The 15,827-nt window shown below is 67.3% G+C and carries 20 protein-coding genes and 1 pseudogene; 14 read left to right on the top strand and 7 right to left on the bottom strand.

The genetic code is table 11. The annotated features are described in order from the left end of the window. Positions 1–442: 442 nt before the first annotated feature. The 6 genes from CKO31_RS07215 to CKO31_RS07190 all read left to right on the top strand — a co-directional run bounded on the left by CKO31_RS07215 (position 443) and on the right by CKO31_RS07190 (position 5,136). Positions 443–634 (top strand): sulfur relay protein DsrC, encoded by a 192-nt coding sequence (locus CKO31_RS07215; protein WP_200235415.1) that lies wholly within the window; start codon positions 443–445, stop codon positions 632–634. Positions 635–721: 87 nt separating this feature from the next. Further along, positions 722–1,435: a hypothetical protein gene (locus tag CKO31_RS07210; protein ID WP_200235413.1), complete on the top strand. Its 714-nt coding sequence runs from the start codon at positions 722–724 to the stop codon at positions 1,433–1,435. A gap of 76 nt (positions 1,436–1,511) precedes the next feature. Then, complete coding sequence (gene cas6 / locus CKO31_RS07205; RefSeq protein WP_200235411.1) at positions 1,512–2,198, top strand: type I-MYXAN CRISPR-associated protein Cas6/Cmx6; 687 nt, start codon at positions 1,512–1,514, stop codon at positions 2,196–2,198. 228 nt (positions 2,199–2,426) lie between these two features. Next, complete coding sequence (locus CKO31_RS07200) at positions 2,427–2,765, top strand: TusE/DsrC/DsvC family sulfur relay protein (protein ID WP_200235409.1); 339 nt, start codon at positions 2,427–2,429, stop codon at positions 2,763–2,765. A 117-nt stretch (positions 2,766–2,882) separates the two neighbouring features. After that, positions 2,883–4,187: a chloride channel protein gene (locus tag CKO31_RS07195; RefSeq protein WP_200235407.1), complete on the top strand. Its 1,305-nt coding sequence runs from the start codon at positions 2,883–2,885 to the stop codon at positions 4,185–4,187. A 274-nt stretch (positions 4,188–4,461) separates the two neighbouring features. Then, complete coding sequence (locus CKO31_RS07190) at positions 4,462–5,136, top strand: Slp family lipoprotein (protein WP_242475218.1); 675 nt, start codon at positions 4,462–4,464, stop codon at positions 5,134–5,136. Between the two features lie 40 nt (positions 5,137–5,176). On the opposite strand, the gene CKO31_RS07185 is transcribed toward CKO31_RS07190, so the two are convergent. From CKO31_RS07185 to CKO31_RS07170, 4 genes are all read right to left on the bottom strand, one after another. Further along, on the bottom strand, positions 5,177–5,803 hold the full coding sequence (locus tag CKO31_RS07185; RefSeq protein ID WP_200235475.1) for a TauD/TfdA family dioxygenase: 627 nt from the start codon (positions 5,801–5,803) through the stop codon (positions 5,177–5,179). Continuing rightward, positions 5,800–6,972 carry a YbfB/YjiJ family MFS transporter gene (locus CKO31_RS07180; RefSeq protein ID WP_200235405.1) on the bottom strand — a complete coding sequence of 391 codons (1,173 nt, stop codon included), beginning with the start codon at positions 6,970–6,972 and terminating at the stop codon, positions 5,800–5,802. The genes CKO31_RS07185 and CKO31_RS07180 overlap by 4 nt, the downstream gene beginning before the upstream one ends. 291 nt (positions 6,973–7,263) lie before the next feature. Beyond that, a complete protein-coding gene (locus CKO31_RS07175; protein ID WP_200235403.1) occupies positions 7,264–7,572 on the bottom strand; it encodes a type II toxin-antitoxin system RelE/ParE family toxin in 309 nt (102 codons plus the stop codon). After that, positions 7,569–7,817 (bottom strand): type II toxin-antitoxin system ParD family antitoxin, encoded by a 249-nt coding sequence (locus CKO31_RS07170; protein ID WP_200235401.1) that lies wholly within the window; start codon positions 7,815–7,817, stop codon positions 7,569–7,571. The genes CKO31_RS07175 and CKO31_RS07170 overlap by 4 nt, the downstream gene beginning before the upstream one ends. A gap of 169 nt (positions 7,818–7,986) precedes the next feature. Here CKO31_RS07170 and CKO31_RS27870 point away from each other — a divergent pair, with 169 nt between their 5' ends. From CKO31_RS27870 to CKO31_RS27615, 5 genes and pseudogenes are all read left to right on the top strand, one after another. After that, entirely contained in the window at positions 7,987–8,523 is a 537-nt protein-coding gene (locus tag CKO31_RS27870) for a hypothetical protein (protein WP_438874003.1), read from the top strand. Further along, a complete protein-coding gene (locus CKO31_RS07160) occupies positions 8,520–8,936 on the top strand; it encodes a type II toxin-antitoxin system VapC family toxin (RefSeq protein ID WP_200235471.1) in 417 nt (138 codons plus the stop codon). The genes CKO31_RS27870 and CKO31_RS07160 overlap by 4 nt, the downstream gene beginning before the upstream one ends. 21 nt (positions 8,937–8,957) lie before the next feature. Further along, positions 8,958–9,128, top strand: coding sequence for a DUF6883 domain-containing protein (locus CKO31_RS07155; protein WP_200235400.1), 171 nt, complete (start codon positions 8,958–8,960; stop codon positions 9,126–9,128). A 23-nt stretch (positions 9,129–9,151) separates the two neighbouring features. Continuing rightward, positions 9,152–9,373, top strand: coding sequence for a DUF4926 domain-containing protein (locus CKO31_RS07150; RefSeq protein ID WP_200235398.1), 222 nt, complete (start codon positions 9,152–9,154; stop codon positions 9,371–9,373). 108 nt (positions 9,374–9,481) lie between these two features. Further along, positions 9,482–9,823 (top strand): annotated as a pseudogene (locus tag CKO31_RS27615) (addiction module protein); the annotation flags it as partial. A 30-nt stretch (positions 9,824–9,853) separates the two neighbouring features. Here the strand turns inward: CKO31_RS27615 and CKO31_RS07140 are convergent. Together CKO31_RS07140 and alaC are read right to left on the bottom strand one after the other, a co-directional pair. Beyond that, positions 9,854–11,170 carry a homoserine dehydrogenase gene (locus tag CKO31_RS07140; protein ID WP_200235396.1) on the bottom strand — a complete coding sequence of 439 codons (1,317 nt, stop codon included), beginning with the start codon at positions 11,168–11,170 and terminating at the stop codon, positions 9,854–9,856. 63 nt (positions 11,171–11,233) lie between these two features. Beyond that, positions 11,234–12,490 (bottom strand): alanine transaminase, encoded by a 1,257-nt coding sequence (alaC, locus tag CKO31_RS07135; protein ID WP_200235394.1) that lies wholly within the window; start codon positions 12,488–12,490, stop codon positions 11,234–11,236. Positions 12,491–12,675: 185 nt separating this feature from the next. Here alaC and CKO31_RS07130 point away from each other — a divergent pair, with 185 nt between their 5' ends. Beyond that, positions 12,676–13,242, top strand: coding sequence for a protein N-terminal glutamine amidohydrolase (locus tag CKO31_RS07130; protein WP_200235392.1), 567 nt, complete (start codon positions 12,676–12,678; stop codon positions 13,240–13,242). A gap of 99 nt (positions 13,243–13,341) precedes the next feature. Here the strand turns inward: CKO31_RS07130 and CKO31_RS07125 are convergent, their stop codons facing one another. Next, the gene (locus tag CKO31_RS07125; protein WP_200235390.1) at positions 13,342–13,731 is read right to left on the bottom strand and encodes a DUF302 domain-containing protein; all 390 of its coding nucleotides are present in this window, start codon (positions 13,729–13,731) and stop codon (positions 13,342–13,344) included. 193 nt (positions 13,732–13,924) lie between these two features. On the opposite strand from CKO31_RS07125, the gene CKO31_RS07120 reads away from it, so the two are divergent. Further along, positions 13,925–14,470, top strand: a complete 546-nt coding sequence (locus tag CKO31_RS07120) for a CIA30 family protein (RefSeq protein WP_242475216.1) — start codon at positions 13,925–13,927, stop codon at positions 14,468–14,470. Positions 14,471–14,923: 453 nt separating this feature from the next. Continuing rightward, complete coding sequence (locus CKO31_RS07115) at positions 14,924–15,784, top strand: crotonase/enoyl-CoA hydratase family protein (protein WP_200235386.1); 861 nt, start codon at positions 14,924–14,926, stop codon at positions 15,782–15,784. The last annotated feature ends 43 nt before the right edge of the window (positions 15,785–15,827 follow it).

Genomic DNA, 15,827 nt, shown 5'->3' with positions numbered 1-15,827 from the left:
TTTGCTGGCGACTCAAGGCCGTAGAAGCGCTCGCCCCAAGCTTGCCCAAAGACTGAGGAGTCTAGCCAGCCCCCCCGAGAATGTCAATGGACCCTAATATTAATACCCACTGATACAGCACCCGTCGCCACGCGGAGCCATCGGCGCACGCGTTGCATTCGCACCCGGGCGTCAGCACATAAGCCGCCATAGACGGCAAGGCGACAAGCGCTCTGCCCGGAAGTTCCAGGTCTCGCGGAAGGCCGGGAAGCGCGTTGGCGAAATCCCGGAGCCCGAGGGCGCAGCCGGGGCGGGCCGGCCGCGCCTGTCCGTGAAGGCTCGGTGAGCGCGCAGGCCCCGGCGCACGCAGCCGGGTCAAGCGGCTTGGTCGAGCCGCTCCCATCGGCGTTCTCCCGACGCCGCCGACAGCACATAGCTCAATTCAGCACATGGCAGCGCAGGCATGTTGAAACTCAGCGAGATTCTCGTCTCACGCAAGGACATCGAAAGCTTTTCGTCGCTCCAAGAAGCGGTACAGGAAGCCGCGCGCTCCGGCGAGCGCTTCTTCCGTATGGACGTCAAACCGCCTTACCCCGACACGCCCGAGGACTGGGAAGAGCGCCTTGAGGCTGCCTTCAGCGGCTTGATCCGCTGACATTCGGCGCTCGCGCAGCGGCACCTGCCGCTGCGCGGACAACCCAAGCGCATCCAGCCCGCACGCGAATCCCAGCAGGCATATTCCATGAAGGCTTACGACATCACCTCCCGCTTGACCGACACCGCCGCCGACTCCGTCGCCCGGCAAGGCGCCGAAGAGGCGGCTTTGGAGTCACACCTGCTCGCGCTGCAGGAAGACTACGAAACCTTGAAGCGCGTCGGGGCCGACGAGCGACGACTGGCCGATGCCAAGCTGAAGATGGCGCGCGCCTTGGTGGGACTGGAGCGCGGCGAGCAGGCTTGGCCGCTCGGGCGCGAGGCCTTCGACACCTTCATCTCCGAGGAGCAGTTCGAATCCGCCGCCGATTGCTGCGAGGTCCTATTCCGAGCGGAGCAGCCGCAGTCCATCGCGGCCCTCGGCCAGGGCATCTGGCTCGCGGTCACCTATCCCATCGACGTGGAGCTGGCCGTGGAGCTGCTGAACCACGTCGTGGACGAGACGCCGGACGACGCCGACGGCGCCGCCGTCGCCGCCACCACGGCGCTCTTTCTTGCCGATGTGCGCGCGCAGGGGACACAGCGCGAGAATCTGGTTTTCTTCGCCTCGCAGATCCTCTCCAATGTCGCCCGCCGCCACAGCGAGGTCGAAAGCCAGGAGGCCTTCGATCTCTGGCGCGATCGCCTGGAGCTGCGCGAGCCGGAGAAGTTCCTGGTGCGGCTGCGCAACGTCGTCGATGTTCTCGTACAAGACGGCTGGTGGTTCGACCGCGACGCATTGCAGGCCCGACTGCCCGAGTGAGGCGCAGGCTCCCTACCCTCCACAGTCGTCACTTCCCGTCGTCAAGACGCAGCTCATCCACTCGATCTCCGCACTCATGTTCTGGCAGGACGAAGAAGAGACCTCGGCAATCACCATCCCCGACGATATCGTGGATGTACTGTTCACCCTCCAGTGCCGTTCCCTCCCTGTGGATCACGCCCACGCCCTGAGTCAGGCGCTGCTCGCCGCTGTGCCCTGGCTCGCCGAGGCGGATGCAGGCATCCACACCATTCATGTGGCCGGCTCGCAGAATGGCTGGGAGCGCCCGAGCCACGGTGGCGGCCAGCACTTGCTGCTGTCGCGACGGACCAAGCTCAGCATCCGCGTGCCCGAGGCGCGGGTGGCTGCGCTGAAGGCCGCGCTGGAGGGCATATCCCTGGACATCGGCGGCGCCGAGCTCGGCATCGGTGCCGGCAAGCCGAAGCGGCTCGGCAAGCCAACGACGCTCTTCGCGCGCTATGTCGCAGGTCCAGAAGACCTGGACGAAGAGGCCTTCCTGCGCTGGACCGCGGAGCGGCTGCGCGAGCAGCTCGATATCCGGGTGCGCAAGGCGCTTTGCGGCAAGCAGACACCGCTGACGACACCAAACGGCGCCCTGCCCACGCGCAGCCTGATGCTGGCCGACCTCAAGCCCGAAGAATCACTGCGGTTGCAACAGCAAGGACTCGGCCCGCATCGGCTCATGGGCTGCGGACTCTTTATCCCGCACAAAGGCATCGACGCCGTGCACAAGGCCGAGTAGCAGGCGCCCCACCAGGCATTGGACCGGTGTCAGCGGCCAAGTGGATGACTTGTCTGCCAAACCTCACTAATATTAGCGGGTCGTGATGCGGGCGCCGATAGGGTCACCCGCAGCGCTCAGCAAAGCCGCCCATGCGTGGCGCCGAGCGCGTCACAACAACCTGAGAAAAACGTGCTGGCCTGCGGCGGTCCCGGCCCGGGCCGGCGATGACGAGAGGAGCCTCAATCCATGTCGATCGAAGTCAACGGCAAAACCATCGAAACCACCGAATCCGGTTACCTCACGGATCACACCGCCTGGGACGAGGACGTGGCCAAAGCGCTGGCGGAGGGCGAAGGCATCGAGCTCACCGACAAGCACTGGGACGTCGTCAAATACCTGCGCGACGAGTACATCAACAACAATCAGAACCAGCCCATGGAGCGCCAACTGCTGAAGGACTTGGGCAAGGTCTGGGGCAGCAAGCCCTCCAGCAAGGACCTCTACAAGCTCTTTCCGCTGGCGCCCACCAAGCAGGGTACCAAGATCGCGGGCCTGCCCGAGGTGCAACGCAAAGGCGGCTACTGAGCCGGGGCGCCGACCCGAGCACGCAATAGAGATGGAGCCGGCCCCGCGCCGGCTTTTTCGTGTCGCGTTGACAGCAAGCGAGCGCCAGCGACGCCTGCTTACCGTCGTGATTGCCCCGTGAAGCTTCGCCGCCTGCGCTACATTCGCCGCGTCCTGCTCTCGCGCCGCGCGTGGCGGGTCCGCCTGGCCTTTCTGCTGGGGGCGGTGCTGGTGGGCCTGGTCTCCTCGGCCTTCGGCGTGCTAAGCGAGCAAGCCAATCGCTTGTTCTTTCGTATCGCCGACGCCGAGCCCCTGGCGCCGCTGCTGCTCACGCCCCTGGGGCTGGTGCTGGTAGCCTGGCTCGCGCGGCGGTTCTTTCCCGGCAGTGAAGGCAGCGGCATCAACCAAGTCATCGCCGCGCTGGAGCTGCGCACCAAAAGCAAGCTCCTGACCCTCAAGCTCGCCGCGGGCAAGATCCTCCTGACCCTGCTGGGGCAGAGCTGCGGGGCGTCCATCGGCCGCGAGGGGCCGACGGTGCACGTCGCCGCCGCCATCATGTACTCCATGCGCCGGATCGCCCGCTTTCCGGCAGACTACATGGCCCGTGGCATGCTGCTGGCGGGCGGTGCGGCCGGCATCTCCGCCGCCTTCAACACGCCTCTGGCCGGGGTGGTCTTTGCGTTCGAGGAGATGCTGCGCGGCTTCACGCCACGCCTCGCCGGCATCGTGATCCTGTCGGTGGTGCTCTCGGCGCTGGTGTCCATGCTGCTCATGGATCAGCGCTACTACTTCGGCACCGCCGCCGCAGGGCGCGCCGAGGCGCTGGGCGACTGGCTCGCAGTGGTGCTCTGCGGCGTGGTGGCCGGCCTGGCGGGCGGGCTCTTCGCCTTCCTGCTACTGCGCTTCTCCCGGGCCATGGCACCGCTGATGGCGAGCCACGGGCTGGCCGTCGCCTTCGTCTGCGGCTCCGTGCTGGTACTGATGGGCGTGCTGACGGACTATCAGGTCATGGGCTCGGGCTACGACGTCGCCAAGGCGCTCGTCATCGACGGCGAAGCGCCGGCTCCGCTGTATCCGCTCTACAAATTCATCGCCTCGCTCGCGTCCTACCTGAGCGGCATCCCCGGCGGCATCTTTGCCCCGGCTCTGGCCACGGGCGGCGGCATCGGCGCCGATCTGCATCGGCTGACCGCCCTGGCCCCCCTGGACTTGATGGTGCTGCTCGGCATGGTGGCCTACTTCGCCGGCGCGGTGAAATCGCCCCTCACCAGCTTCGTCATCGTCATGGAGATGACGGACGACCAGAACACCCTGCTGGCGCTGATGAGCGCGGCGATGATCGGCTACGGCGTATCCTTTTTGGTGAGCCCGCAGCCGCTCTACCATTCGCTGGCGCAGCTGCTGATCGAGCGCGAGGAGCAGCAGGCGCGGCGGGACGGATAGTGCGGAGTGCGGAGTGCGAAGTGCGAAGTGCGGGGTGCGGGGTGCGGTGCGAGACCGGTCGCTAGGAGCGGCTCCGGCTCGCCGGCGGTCATGGAGGCGGCGAAGTGGCGCCACTGCGCCAGGTCCAGGTTTCGACGGCGGCGGTATGCTGATGACTTTTGGCGACGGACGCTCTCATGCCGACCCACGCAGCTCGAGCTTCGGCCGCAGCGGGGACGCCTCGCCGCCGCTGCTGGACATGCGCAGGAATAGCCCGGTTCGGGAATCAGTGACTATGCCTAAGCTGACAGCAAGCGCCGCGGCGCAGCCGGTCATCCGCAGCGCCCTCACGCGCCGCGTCGGCCGCCGGCCAGTGCGGCGCGCCGCAAGGCTCGGCCGCTGGCAGGCACCGGTCGTGATGCCAGCCATCATCCTCGCCCTGCTGCTCACCGGCTGCGCGGCCCAGATGCCGGCGCAGCTGCGCACAACCGTGGCCGAGCTCACGGTGGCGGCTGCGCAGGAGGCACCCGCGCAGCACACGGGGGCGCGAGTGCGCTGGGGCGGCAGCATCCTTGCGGTGCGCAATGCCGCCGATAGGACGGATATCGAGGTGCTGGCCCAGCCGCTGGACGCCGCCGGCAGACCCCAGCCGGACGCGCCGACTGCGGCCGATGCCTACGGGCGCTTCATCGCGCGCTTTGCCGGCTTCCTCGACCCGGCGCAATACCCCCAAGGCCGCCTGCTGACGGTCACGGGCACGCTCACCGGCGTCGAGACGCGGAATGTCGGCGACTACCCCTACCGCTATCCCGTGGTGGCGGCCACGGCCAAGCACCTCTGGCCCGAGCCGACCGCGCCGACCGACTGGCCCTGGTATCCGGACCCGTGGCTGGGCCCGCCCTGGCCCGGCTTCGGGCCCTATCCCTGGTACCGCGACCCCTGGTACTCCCCCTGGTACCGGCCCTGGTAGGGGTGAGCCCCTGTTTGTCCTTAGTTACTCTCCCAATCATTCAGGTCCCGGCAATGCGGTCGTAGTAGCGCGCGCGGTACAGCAGGCGCGGCGTTGCGCCGTCGGTGAAGCCGGTGCGGGTGTGCAGCACGTTGTTGCTGATCACTCCCCAGCCCGATTCCAGCCGTCCGTGAAACTGCCAAGGGCCGCCGCGCGCCAAGGCATCCTTGAGCCAGGCGACGGCCTCCGTGGTGAGTGGGTCGTCGCGCCAGACGACGTTGCGGGCGCGGTTGGTGAAGCGCATGTGCAGCCGGCCGTCGCCGCGCACCGAGAACACCGGCCCCGGCCGGTCCGGGCGCACCTGTTCGCCGTCGACGAAGCTCGCCGGGATGGTCATGCAGCGCGGGTGCATCAGGGCCCGGATGTAGTCCGGGGACGCATCGCGCACCAGGATGTAGGCCATCTCGTGGTCCAGCAGGGCGTTGGCCCCGCCCTCGGCCGCCGGGTGTACGCAGTGCAGCAGCAGCGCGTCGATGCGCTGCTCGGGGGCGTTGTAGTAGCCGTCGGTGTGCCAGCTGATGGGCCGGTTGGAGTAGGGGATGTAGTCGCGGTGGCGGGCGTCGGTCTGCACCGTCAGCGACGTGATGGCGTCGTCGTCGGCGCCGCGGTTGTGGTCGAGCCGACTCAGGCCCGTCGGCGCCCGTCGCCGAGCATCCCCATGGCCACGAGCGAGGCCAGCCCGACGGCCATGATCGCCGCCACCATGACCAGCGAGCCGTCGAAGGTGCCGGTGCGCTCGGCGAGCTCGCCGGCGACCACGGGGGCGACGATCTGCGCGATGCCGTAGCCCAGCGTCAGCCGCGCCATGATCTGCGCCGGATGCGCCGGGTAGCGCAGGCCGACCATGGTCAGCACCAGGGAGACGATGCTGATGAAGGTGACGCCGAACAGCAAGGAGCTGGCGATGGCCGCGGCCAGCGACCCGCTCAGCACCGGCAGCAGGATGCCGATGATCTGCAGCACGTAGGCGATGCCGAGCGTCGGCAGGTAGCCCAGGCGCCGCGCGACCCGGTCCCACAAGATCGGCGCCGGCGCCGCGGCCAGCCCCACCAGCAGCCACATGAGCCCGCCCTGCCCCGCCAGCGCCGGCTGCTGCTCGGTGATCAGCACCGTGAAGGTGGCGTTGATGGCATAGCCGAAGCCCGCGCACAGGTAGGCCCCCTGCAACAGCCAGAGCCAGAGCGGTCCGGGCTCGTTGCCCGTGTCGACCTGATGCGGCGCGAGCGGTGGCCCGGTGTCCGGCCGCGGCAGCCAGCGCCAGGCCGGCACCAGCAGCAGGGCGCCGGCGCCGGTCAGCAGCCACCACTGCCCCCGCCAGTCCAGCACGGGCGCGGCCAGCTCCACCAGCAGCGCACCCAGGACGATGCCGAGCCCGAGCCCGCTGAAGTGCAGCCCCAGCTCGGCGCGGTGGCCGTGGCGCAGGAGCCAGCTCAGGATCAGCCCGGAGCCGAGCATCAGCCCGGCGGCGGTGCTCAGCCCCGCCAGATAGCGGCTCATACCCCAGAGCAGCGGCGACTCGGCCAGCGCCATCATCGCCGTCGTGACCACAGCCAGCACCAGGCCGATGCGATACAGGCGGTCCTTCAGCATCAGGTCCCTGAGCCGGCTCACCAGCAGCACACCGGACAGGTAGCCCAGGTAGTTCCAGCCCGCGAGCCAGCCCGCCAGGGCATCGCCCATGCCGGTCTGCACCTGCATGTACGCGAGCATGGGCGTGTAGGCAAAGCGGGCGACGCCCATGGTCAGCACCAGCGCGAAGATGCCGGAGGCGAGGACGAGCAGTGGGCGTGTCGGCATTGGAGTCGGTGGGGCCTTGGCGTGGACTAGATACACTGTCCTTGTGTCGTCACCGTACCGGACCGCCGAGACCGGCGAGCCGATCCGGATGACGCGCAGAGCTTGCCGCACGCGCCGCGGGAGCGGCCCGCAGATGCGTGACAGCGCCGGAGCGGTGTTACGAGGAGGAATGGGCCGCGGGTTTTCGCGCTCGTGCCGCGGCTCTACCGCCCGCGTCGCGTCCTGGCGGCGGAGCCGCCGACGGGTGCCGAGGCAGACTCGCCACCAGTACGAGCATCGCCGGCGTTCGGCCTACACGTCCGCCGAATCGAAGTGGCTCAAGACATCCATGCGTTGATGCAGCACGCCGATGATGTCGATGCCGCCTTCGCGGATGAGATAGAAGATCACGTGCGAACCTTGCGGGAAGCTGTGGTATCCCGCCTTGATGTCCGGGCGAGGTTTGCCCAGCCCAGGATGCTTGGCCAGCCAGCGAAACCGCTTGTCGATCTCGCGGAGGTACGCATCGCGCTGCTTGCGGCCCCAGGTCTTGAGGGTGTAGCGGGCGATATTGCACAGGTCCTTGCGTGCCCTTGGGCTGACCCGCAGCGGCGCGCTCACGCCTCCCGGTCTGATTCCGCCAACAGGGCTTCGATGGAATAGTCTTCGACAACCTCACCGCCCAGGGCCTGGGCTTCGCCTTCGGCAAGGTGTGCGCGCAGCGCCGCAAGCTTGCTGTTGTGCTCCTCCATGTGCCGCAGTGCGTCGCGGATGACCTCGCTTGCGGAGCCGTAGCGACCGCTCGCGACCTCGCGCTTGATGAAGGTCTCCCAGTGCTCGCCCAGGCTCAGACTCGTGCTTGCCATCGTCGGGTCTCGATATTCATTTTGAGCAAATGTGAGCACCAAGCCTGCCCTGGCCATACGCGTCGGTCAAGTCCTCAGACGCAAGAACCGGCCCGGCAAATAGAAGATCGGCATCGCCGAGGGGGCGGCGAGCAACTGGGCCTTCCTGGAACAGCACAGCGCACGCCAGGTGATTGATCTCTTCCATACCAGCGAGTACATCGCCACGCTCGCGCAGGCGCGCTTCCCGCGGCGCAAGGCCGAGAACGAGCACGCGGCCTGGCAACACGCACACCGCAACCGACTCAAGCACGACCCCAGCGTGCTCGATGTACTGGTCGCCGCGGCCTCCGGCCCTCGGCGCCCATGGGCCGCCGCAGTGACAGCACGACGGGGATGCGCTGCGGACACCGCGACCATGCCCAAGTATACTCGCGCATATACGGTGCGCAGCGACACTGCTGACGTGCCGCCTTTGTCATGCATGAGGAATGCCATGAGCCAACTGACCCTTTACCTCGACGCCGATACCGCCGCACGACTCAAGGACGCTGCGGCCAGCGCCGGCATAAGCCAGAGCCAATGGGTGGCGCGGTTAATCAGGGAGCGAACCGATCAGGAGTGGCCTGAGGCGGTCAAGGCGCTTGCCGGAGCATGGCCGGACATGCCCACGGCACGGGAGATCCGGGCAGCCTGCGGCGAGGACGAAGAACGTGAGGCACTCTGATGTTCGTGCTGGACACGGACACGCTGATTTTCTTTTTCAAAGGACTTCATGGCGTACCGAGCAAGTTGCTGGCCACGCCGCCCGGCGAGATCGGCATTCCGACCATCGTCCTGTACGAGTTGGAGGTCGGCATTGCAAAGTCGCGAGTCCCGCGGCAGCGCCGAGCTCAACTTGATGATCTATTGCGCGTGACACAGCAACTGGCATTCGGCCGCGCCGAGGCGTCCGCAAGCGCGCAAATCCGCGCGACGCTGGAACGTAACGGGCCCCCGATCGGCCCCATGGATACCCTAATCGCCGGCACGGCGCTCGCCGCCGGCGCCACCTTGATCACTCGGAACACGCGAGAGTTTTCACGCGTCCCGGGGCTCAAGGTCGTCAACTGGTGCGACGATGCGCTGAACGGCGGATAGCGGCTCGACGGGTGATTGCCCGTGAAACTGCCAAACGCCAACCAGGCCGTCGTCGACCTCGAGAAGCTCCGCGGCTACTGCCTTAATCCCGCCCATCCGCGCGGGCGGCACAAGGCGCGCGTCTTCGCGGCGGCGCTCGGCATCACGGCCGGCGAGACGGCGCCTCGGCTCACCAGTTGCTTCGTGCTTTGAGCATCAACCTCACCGGAGTTGCCATGCACAACATCACGCCTCACGACGTCGTCGCCCTCACCAAGGACCTGCCGGAGCATGGCCTGCTGGCCGGCCAGGTGGGGACCGTGGTGGAGACGCTCGGGCCGGAGACCTTCGAGGTCGAGTTCAGCGACGATGAAGGCCGGGCCTACGCCTTCGCAGCGGTGACGGCGGATCGGCTCTTGCTGCTGCGCTATGCGCCCGCGGCAACGGCGGCAGAATGATCCAACATTTGCCCCTCGCGACGCCGCTCCCGAGATGTCACGCCTGTGTAGGCTCGGAGCGCTTTGGGCAGCAAGACCCGCCGGCACGCCCGCCCGAGCAGATGACGCATGGCGCGGAGCGCCCGCAGACGGGTGACACCGTGGAACGGTGTCACCAGATGCCGAAGATGCCGAGTCGGCGACCGTCCGCACCTCGAACCCGATGCCCGTTGCCAACCGGCACCCGCTCTTCCCCGTGTGTATGCTGACCCGCAACCTGCTGAACGCGAGCCAGTACCGATGACGCAGGAGACCGAACAGGTGCTGGCCGATGTCCTGCGGCTCGACGCAAACGCGCGGGCCTTGACTGCGGAGACGCCGCTGGCAAGCCTTGATGGTGAGAGCGACGCCGAGGTCTCCGACGCCTGGCGGACGGAGATCCTCCGTCGCGCCGCAGAGCTCGACAGCGGCGCGGGCACCTGCTTGCACCTGTCCAACACCTCAGCCCGCCAGCGTCTCCATGCGGATGCGCACCGTCTCGCCCTGCACCGCGTCCAGGGCCTCGATGCGCGCCAGCGCCCGGTTCATGCCCGACTCCCGCACGCGGTGGGTGAGCATGATGAGCGGCACATGGGTCTCGCCGGGGGCCGGCTCCTTCTGCTGGATGGCTTCGATGCTGATGCCCTCCTCGCCCAGGATACCGGCGATGCCGGCCATGACCCCCGGACGGTCGAGCGCCGTGAGCCTGAGATAGTAGGCGGTCTCTACGTCGTCCATGGCGAGCACCGGCGTGTCGGCGAGCTCCGTGGGCTGAAAGGCGAGATGCGGCACGCGGTTGGTGGGGTCGGTGGTGAGCAGCCGCACCACGTCCACCACGTCCGCCACCACGGCGGAGGCCGTCGGCAGGGCACCGGCACCGGCGCCGTAGTAGAGGGTCGGCCCGACGGCATCGCCCTTCACCAGCACTGCGTTCATGACCCCGTCCACATTGGCGATGAGCCGCCGGTGCGGAATCAGCGTCGGGTGCACCCGCAGCTCGATGCCGTTGGCGGCGCGCCTGGCTATGCCTAGATGCTTGATGCGGTAACCGAGCTCACCGGCGTAGGCCACGTCCTGGGCCTCGATGCCACTGATGCCCTCGGTGAAGGTCTTGTCGAACTGAAGCGGGATACCGAAGGCGAGGGACCCGAGTATGGTCAGCTTGTGGGCGGCGTCGATGCCTTCGACATCGAAGGTCGGGTCGGCCTCGGCATAGCCGAGCGCCTGTGCCTCGGCGAGCACATCGGCAAAGTCCCGACCCTTGTCGCGCATCTCCGTCAGGATGAAGTTGCCGGTGCCGTTAATGATGCCGGCGATCCAGTCGATGTGATTGGCGGCGAGGCCCTCGCGCAGGGCCTTGATGATGGGGATGCCGCCGGCCACCGCGGCCTCGAAGGCGACGGTGACGCCGCGCGCCTGTGCCGCGGCGAAGATCTCGTTGCCGTGCAGCGCGATAAGCGCCTTGTTGGCGGTGACCACGTGCTTGCCGTTGGCAATGGCCTGGAGCACCAGCTCCCGCGCCGGCGAGTAGCCGCCGATGAGCTCCACGACGATGTCCACATCCGGGTCGTCCACCACCGCGAAGGCGTCGTCGCCGATGCGCCCGATCTCGCCGAGGCCGGCGATGGTGTCAGCGTCATAGCTGCGAGCCGCGGCATGGGCGATGCGGATGCCGCGCCCGGCGCGGCGGGCGATCTCGGCGGCGTTGCGAGTCAGCACCGTGACGGTGCCCCCGCCGACGGTGCCGAGCCCCAGGAGTCCGATGTTCACGGGTTCCATGCTGTGTCCTCAGTGTCGTTCGTGTGGCCAGGCGGCGCTCGGGCAGCGGCTGCTGCGTGGTGATCAGGCGGGCTGCGATGCCGCGCGCTGGCTGCCCTCCGCCGCGGGCGCCTCGCCGCTCTCGCCGGTGCGGGCATCCTCGCGGAACATCTGCTTGATGCCGCGCACCGCCTGGCGGGTGCGGTGCTCGTTCTCGATCAAGCTGAAGCGCACGTGATCATCGCCGTAATCGCCGAAACCGATACCCGGCGACACGGCCACCTTGGCATCGCGCAGCAGCTTCTTGGAGAATTCCAGCGAGCCCATCGGCTGGTACTGCTCCGGGATACGGGCCCAAACGAACATCGTGGCCTTGGGCTTGCGCACCGACCAGCCGGCGTCGTTCAGGCCATCGCACAGACAATCCCGCCGGCGCTGATACATGGCGCGGATGTCCGCGACACACTGCTGGGAGCTCTCCAGCGCATGGATGGCGGCCACCTGGATGGGCGTGAAGGTGCCGTAGTCCAGGTAGCTCTTGATGCGCGCCAGCGCGGCGACCAGGTCTGGGTTGCCGCACATGAAGCCGATGCGCCAGCCGGGCATGTTGTAGCTCTTGGACATGGAGAAGAACTCCACCGCCAGATCCTTGGCGCCCGGCACCTGCAAAATGGACGGCGCCGTGTAGCCGTCGAAGACGATGTCGGCATAGGCCAGGTCGTGCACCACCCAGATGCCGTGCTCGCGGGCGACCTCCACCACGCGCTCGAAGAAATCCAGCTCCACACAGGTGGTGGTGGGATTGCCGGGGAAGTTCAGCACCAGCATCTTCGGCCGCGGCCAGGAGCTCTGGATGGCGTCGTGCAGCTCGGCGAAGAAATCCACCTCCGGCGTGAGACGCACGTGGCGCACGTCGGCGCCGGCGATGATGAAGCCGTAGGGATGGATCGGATAGGCCGGATTCGGCACCAGCACCGTGTCGCCGGCGCTCATGGTCGCCAGCGCTAGGTGCGCGAGCCCCTCCTTGGAGCCGATGGTGACGATGGCCTCGGTGGCCGGGTCCAGCTCCACGCCGTAGCGCTCGGCATACCAGTGCGTGATGGCGCGACGCAGCCGCGGGATGCCGCGGGAGACCGAATAGCGATGGGTGTCGCGGCGACTCGCGGCCTCGGTGAGCTTGTCGACGATGTGCTGCGGCGTGGGCTGGTCCGGGTTGCCCATGCCGAAGTCGATGATATCTTCGCCCCGTGCCCGGGCCGCGGCCTTCAACTCGTTGACGATATTGAAGACGTAGGGCGGCAGCCGCTCGATGCGGCGGAAATTGGGCTTGGGTGCGACCACGTTGAAACCTCGGCCTTAGTCCGCGGAGCTAAAAGGGCCAGAGTTTACCCGCAGCATCCCCAGATTCAAACGCCGCGGCGCTTCGCACCCGCTGCATGCCCGCAGCGGGCGCTCGCCCCGCCGGAGCCACCGCCGGCGCATGGGCGGATGCGCGCGTCCCCAACAAGCACGACCGCAACGCAATCGTGAGCACAACGGACACTCCAATCCCAGCAGACATTCCTGCGGACGGCCATGGCTTCCGCTATCAGCCCTTCTACTGCGAGGAGAATGCCTGGTGGCTCTGCGCAGAGCCCAACCTCGGGGCCGGCCCGCGTATGGTGCTGTTCGTGCTAAGCCACAGTGGGGCCTGCCCGCTGGCGGGACAAAAGGCTGCGCCGCCCGGGGTGCTGTGCTGGTGGGACTACCACGTGGTGGTGCTTGACGGCCGGCATCGCGTCTGGGATCTGGACACCCGACTCGGGCTCCCGGTAACGACCGCGGACTGGCTCAAGGGCAGTTTCCCGCAGATCGAGCACCTGCCTGCGGATCTGGCGCCCCATTTTCGCGTGGTGCCGGCCGCGGATTATCGCGCCGACTTTGCGAGTGATCGCAGCCACATGCGTACTGCCGACGGCGCCTGGCAACAGCCGCCGCCGCCCTGGCCGTCCATCGGTCGGGGCATGACCCTGCCGCGCTACCGCAGCCTGGCGCCCGAGGGTCCGGGCGAGGTGCTGGGCTGGCGCGACCTGCTCAAGCGCGTCGGCGGCTAGAGCAACGCTGTAGGGGCTCGCAGAGCGTTCTTATCCCTGATCGGCGTTGGCTCTACAGTCCGCAATCGCTTGCGCGATCGGCACTTGTGCGATTCCAACTCAGGCGGCCAGCGCCGTGGCCACGCGGTCGAGGCGCTCGCGCACCTCCGCCGCCAGCGCCGGCACCTGCGGATTGTCCACCAGCTCCAGCACCGCCGCCGGGTCCATGAACAGCACGGACGTGCGCCCGTCCGCTTCGGCGCGCACCACCACGTTACAGGGCAGCAGCAGGCCGATGTCCGGCTCTGCGGTCAACGCCTGATGCGCATACTGCGGGTTGCAAGCGCCGAGGATGCGATAAGGCCGGTGCTCGACGCCGAGCTTGGCATTGAGCGTCCCGGCGACGTCGATGTCGCTGAGCACGCCGAAGCCTTCGTCCTTGAGCGCGTCGGTGACCCGGGTGATGGTCTCATCAAAGCCGGTGTCAACGGTCGTGGAAAAGCCGTACATCTGTCTCTCCTGTAGTCGGGTGCAATTGCTGACGGTGGTGGCCCCGGGGTCTGTCTGCCGCCGTCGGCCACCGCTCTGAGGAAATCGTTGCGCCATTACCGAAGTCAACTGCCCGTGCGTACACCGCCGGGATGACAGCCCGGCGGCCGTGATGCACACTGGAGCAATGCGAGCGCCAGCGCGGATACTTGCCATGACCAGCCTTTTCGCCGCCACCGCCGGTGCAGATGCCGGCGGCCTCATCGACGACTTCGCCGACGCCGATGGGCGCTCGCGTCTCGGCACGTCCTGGCGGCTGGTGACCGACCAGGTCATGGGCGGCGTCTCCAGGGCAAGTATGCAGCCTCGCGAGCTGGACGGCCGCCGGGCGCTCTGTCTGCAAGGCGACGTGAGCCTCGCCAACAACGGCGGGTTTGTGCAGATGAGCCTGGATCTGTCCCCGACCGGACAGCTGGATGCGAGCCCTTTCACCGGCATCCGCCTCGTGGCGCGCGGCAATGGCGAAGCCTACAACGTCCACCTCAAGACCGCCGCCACCACCATGCCTTGGCAGTCTTACCGTGCGGACTTCGTCGCTGCCGATACCTGGACAGAGATCCGCCTGCCGTTCACGTCTTTTACCCCCCACCGGCTGGTGCCGGCCCTCGACACAACCCGTCTGAAGCGTCTCGGCATTGTCGCCATCGGCCGCGTCATGCACGCCGAGCTCTGTGTTGCCGAGATCGGCTTCTATCCCTGAGCCGCAGCGAGCCAACCCGCCCGGCCCGCCCGGCCCAAGGCGGACCTCGGCGAGTCGACACCGCCCGGCCTGCGTCGACCAGCGCGGGCGCGGATGCGCTTGGACCCCGCGCGCAGACGCCCAAAGTGAGACCCGCCTCACACTGCGGGGCTCAGCATAGTTTTGCTTAGATTGGAATCAGGGAATACCTGATTTTTTGTTAAAGCGTTGCGCTTAGCATGAGGGCAGCGTTTGCATGGCCACAGACCAGGGTTGACCCTTTAGGGTATTCCCGGAAAACCCCGCAGTGATTGCCCAGCAGTCGGGTGCCGACATCAGCAACCCTGCAACCACCGCGGACTGCGCACAGCGGCAATGGACTCCGCCCCGGCAGCCGAAGGGCCAGGCCGAGCGAACGCGGACCAGCGGCGACCACGCCCGCTTCCTCAAACCTTCGCTGAACCGGAGCCTCCCATGTCCACAGTCGCCACCATCATTGATCGCACACCAGCAACCCCCGCCTACCGTCAGCTCCAAGTCCACCTGGACCAGCACCATCACATCGCTTGGTGCTATATGCAGCCTGCCGAGCGGCCCTGCTTCACCATCGCGGTGCTCGATGAGCTCAATCACTGGGTAGACCACCTGAGCGACAACGCCGAGCGGCTCGGCATGCGCTACCACGTGACCGCCTCGACCATTCCCGGGACCTTTAACCTCGGCGGCGACCTGGATCTGTTCGGTAGTCTGGTCCAAGCGCAAGATCGGGCGGGATTGCTCGCCTACGGGCGCAAGTGCATCGACGCGCTCTATGGGAACATCCAGCACTTCGGCAGTCCGGTGACGACAATCTCTTTGGTCCAGGGTAGCGCCTTAGGGGGCGGCTTCGAGACGGCATTATCCAGCGATGTGCTGATTGCCGAGCGGGGCGCACAAATGGGCTTCCCGGAAATTCTCTTCAACCTATTCCCCGGCATGGGAGCCTACAGCCTGCTCTCACGCAAGCTGGGCGCCAAGCAAGCGGAGCGCATGATTCTCAGTGGCAATCTCTACAGCGCCGAGGACCTGCACGAGATGGGCCTCGTGGACGTGCTGGCCCAGCCCGGCGAGGGTGACCTTGCGGTCTATGAGTATGTCAAGCGCGAGAATCGCGCCCGTAATGGCTTCCGTGCTTTGCGCCGGGTTCGCGATACCCTCGATCCGATTTCTTATCAAGAGCTGCTGGACACCGTGGAGATCTGGGTGGATACAGCCTTGAGCCTCGACCAGCGGGACCTGCGTATGATGCAGCGCTTGGTCTCGCGCCAACACCAGCGCGGCGCAGCGGCGGCCTGAGGAGTCGGCCCTGCGGCCTGACCCGGCCACCAAGGCGGCGATC

Source organism: Thiohalocapsa halophila (assembly GCF_016583825.1).
Classification (GTDB): domain Bacteria; phylum Pseudomonadota; class Gammaproteobacteria; order Chromatiales; family Chromatiaceae; genus Thiohalocapsa; species Thiohalocapsa halophila.
The sequence above is the reverse complement of the archived record's forward strand: the minus strand, read 5'-3'. Positions and strand labels throughout refer to the sequence as shown.

What these genes read in the sequence shown, in the direction of transcription:
- CKO31_RS07215 (WP_200235415.1), top strand. Translation starts at nt 443, where the DNA reads ATGTTGAAACTCAGCGAGATTCTCGTCTCACGCAAGGACATCGAAAGC.
- CKO31_RS07210 (WP_200235413.1), top strand. Translation starts at nt 722, where the DNA reads ATGAAGGCTTACGACATCACCTCCCGCTTGACCGACACCGCCGCCGAC.
- cas6 (WP_200235411.1), top strand. Translation starts at nt 1,512, where the DNA reads ATGTTCTGGCAGGACGAAGAAGAGACCTCGGCAATCACCATCCCCGAC.
- CKO31_RS07200 (WP_200235409.1), top strand. Translation starts at nt 2,427, where the DNA reads ATGTCGATCGAAGTCAACGGCAAAACCATCGAAACCACCGAATCCGGT.
- CKO31_RS07190 (WP_242475218.1), top strand. Translation starts at nt 4,462, where the DNA reads ATGCCTAAGCTGACAGCAAGCGCCGCGGCGCAGCCGGTCATCCGCAGC.
- CKO31_RS07180 (WP_200235405.1), bottom strand. Translation starts at nt 6,972, where the DNA reads ATGCCGACACGCCCACTGCTCGTCCTCGCCTCCGGCATCTTCGCGCTG.
- CKO31_RS07170 (WP_200235401.1), bottom strand. Translation starts at nt 7,817, where the DNA reads ATGGCAAGCACGAGTCTGAGCCTGGGCGAGCACTGGGAGACCTTCATC.
- CKO31_RS07150 (WP_200235398.1), top strand. Translation starts at nt 9,152, where the DNA reads ATGCACAACATCACGCCTCACGACGTCGTCGCCCTCACCAAGGACCTG.
- CKO31_RS07140 (WP_200235396.1), bottom strand. Translation starts at nt 11,170, where the DNA reads ATGGAACCCGTGAACATCGGACTCCTGGGGCTCGGCACCGTCGGCGGG.
- CKO31_RS07125 (WP_200235390.1), bottom strand. Translation starts at nt 13,731, where the DNA reads ATGTACGGCTTTTCCACGACCGTTGACACCGGCTTTGATGAGACCATC.
- CKO31_RS07120 (WP_242475216.1), top strand. Translation starts at nt 13,925, where the DNA reads ATGACCAGCCTTTTCGCCGCCACCGCCGGTGCAGATGCCGGCGGCCTC.
- CKO31_RS07115 (WP_200235386.1), top strand. Translation starts at nt 14,924, where the DNA reads ATGTCCACAGTCGCCACCATCATTGATCGCACACCAGCAACCCCCGCC.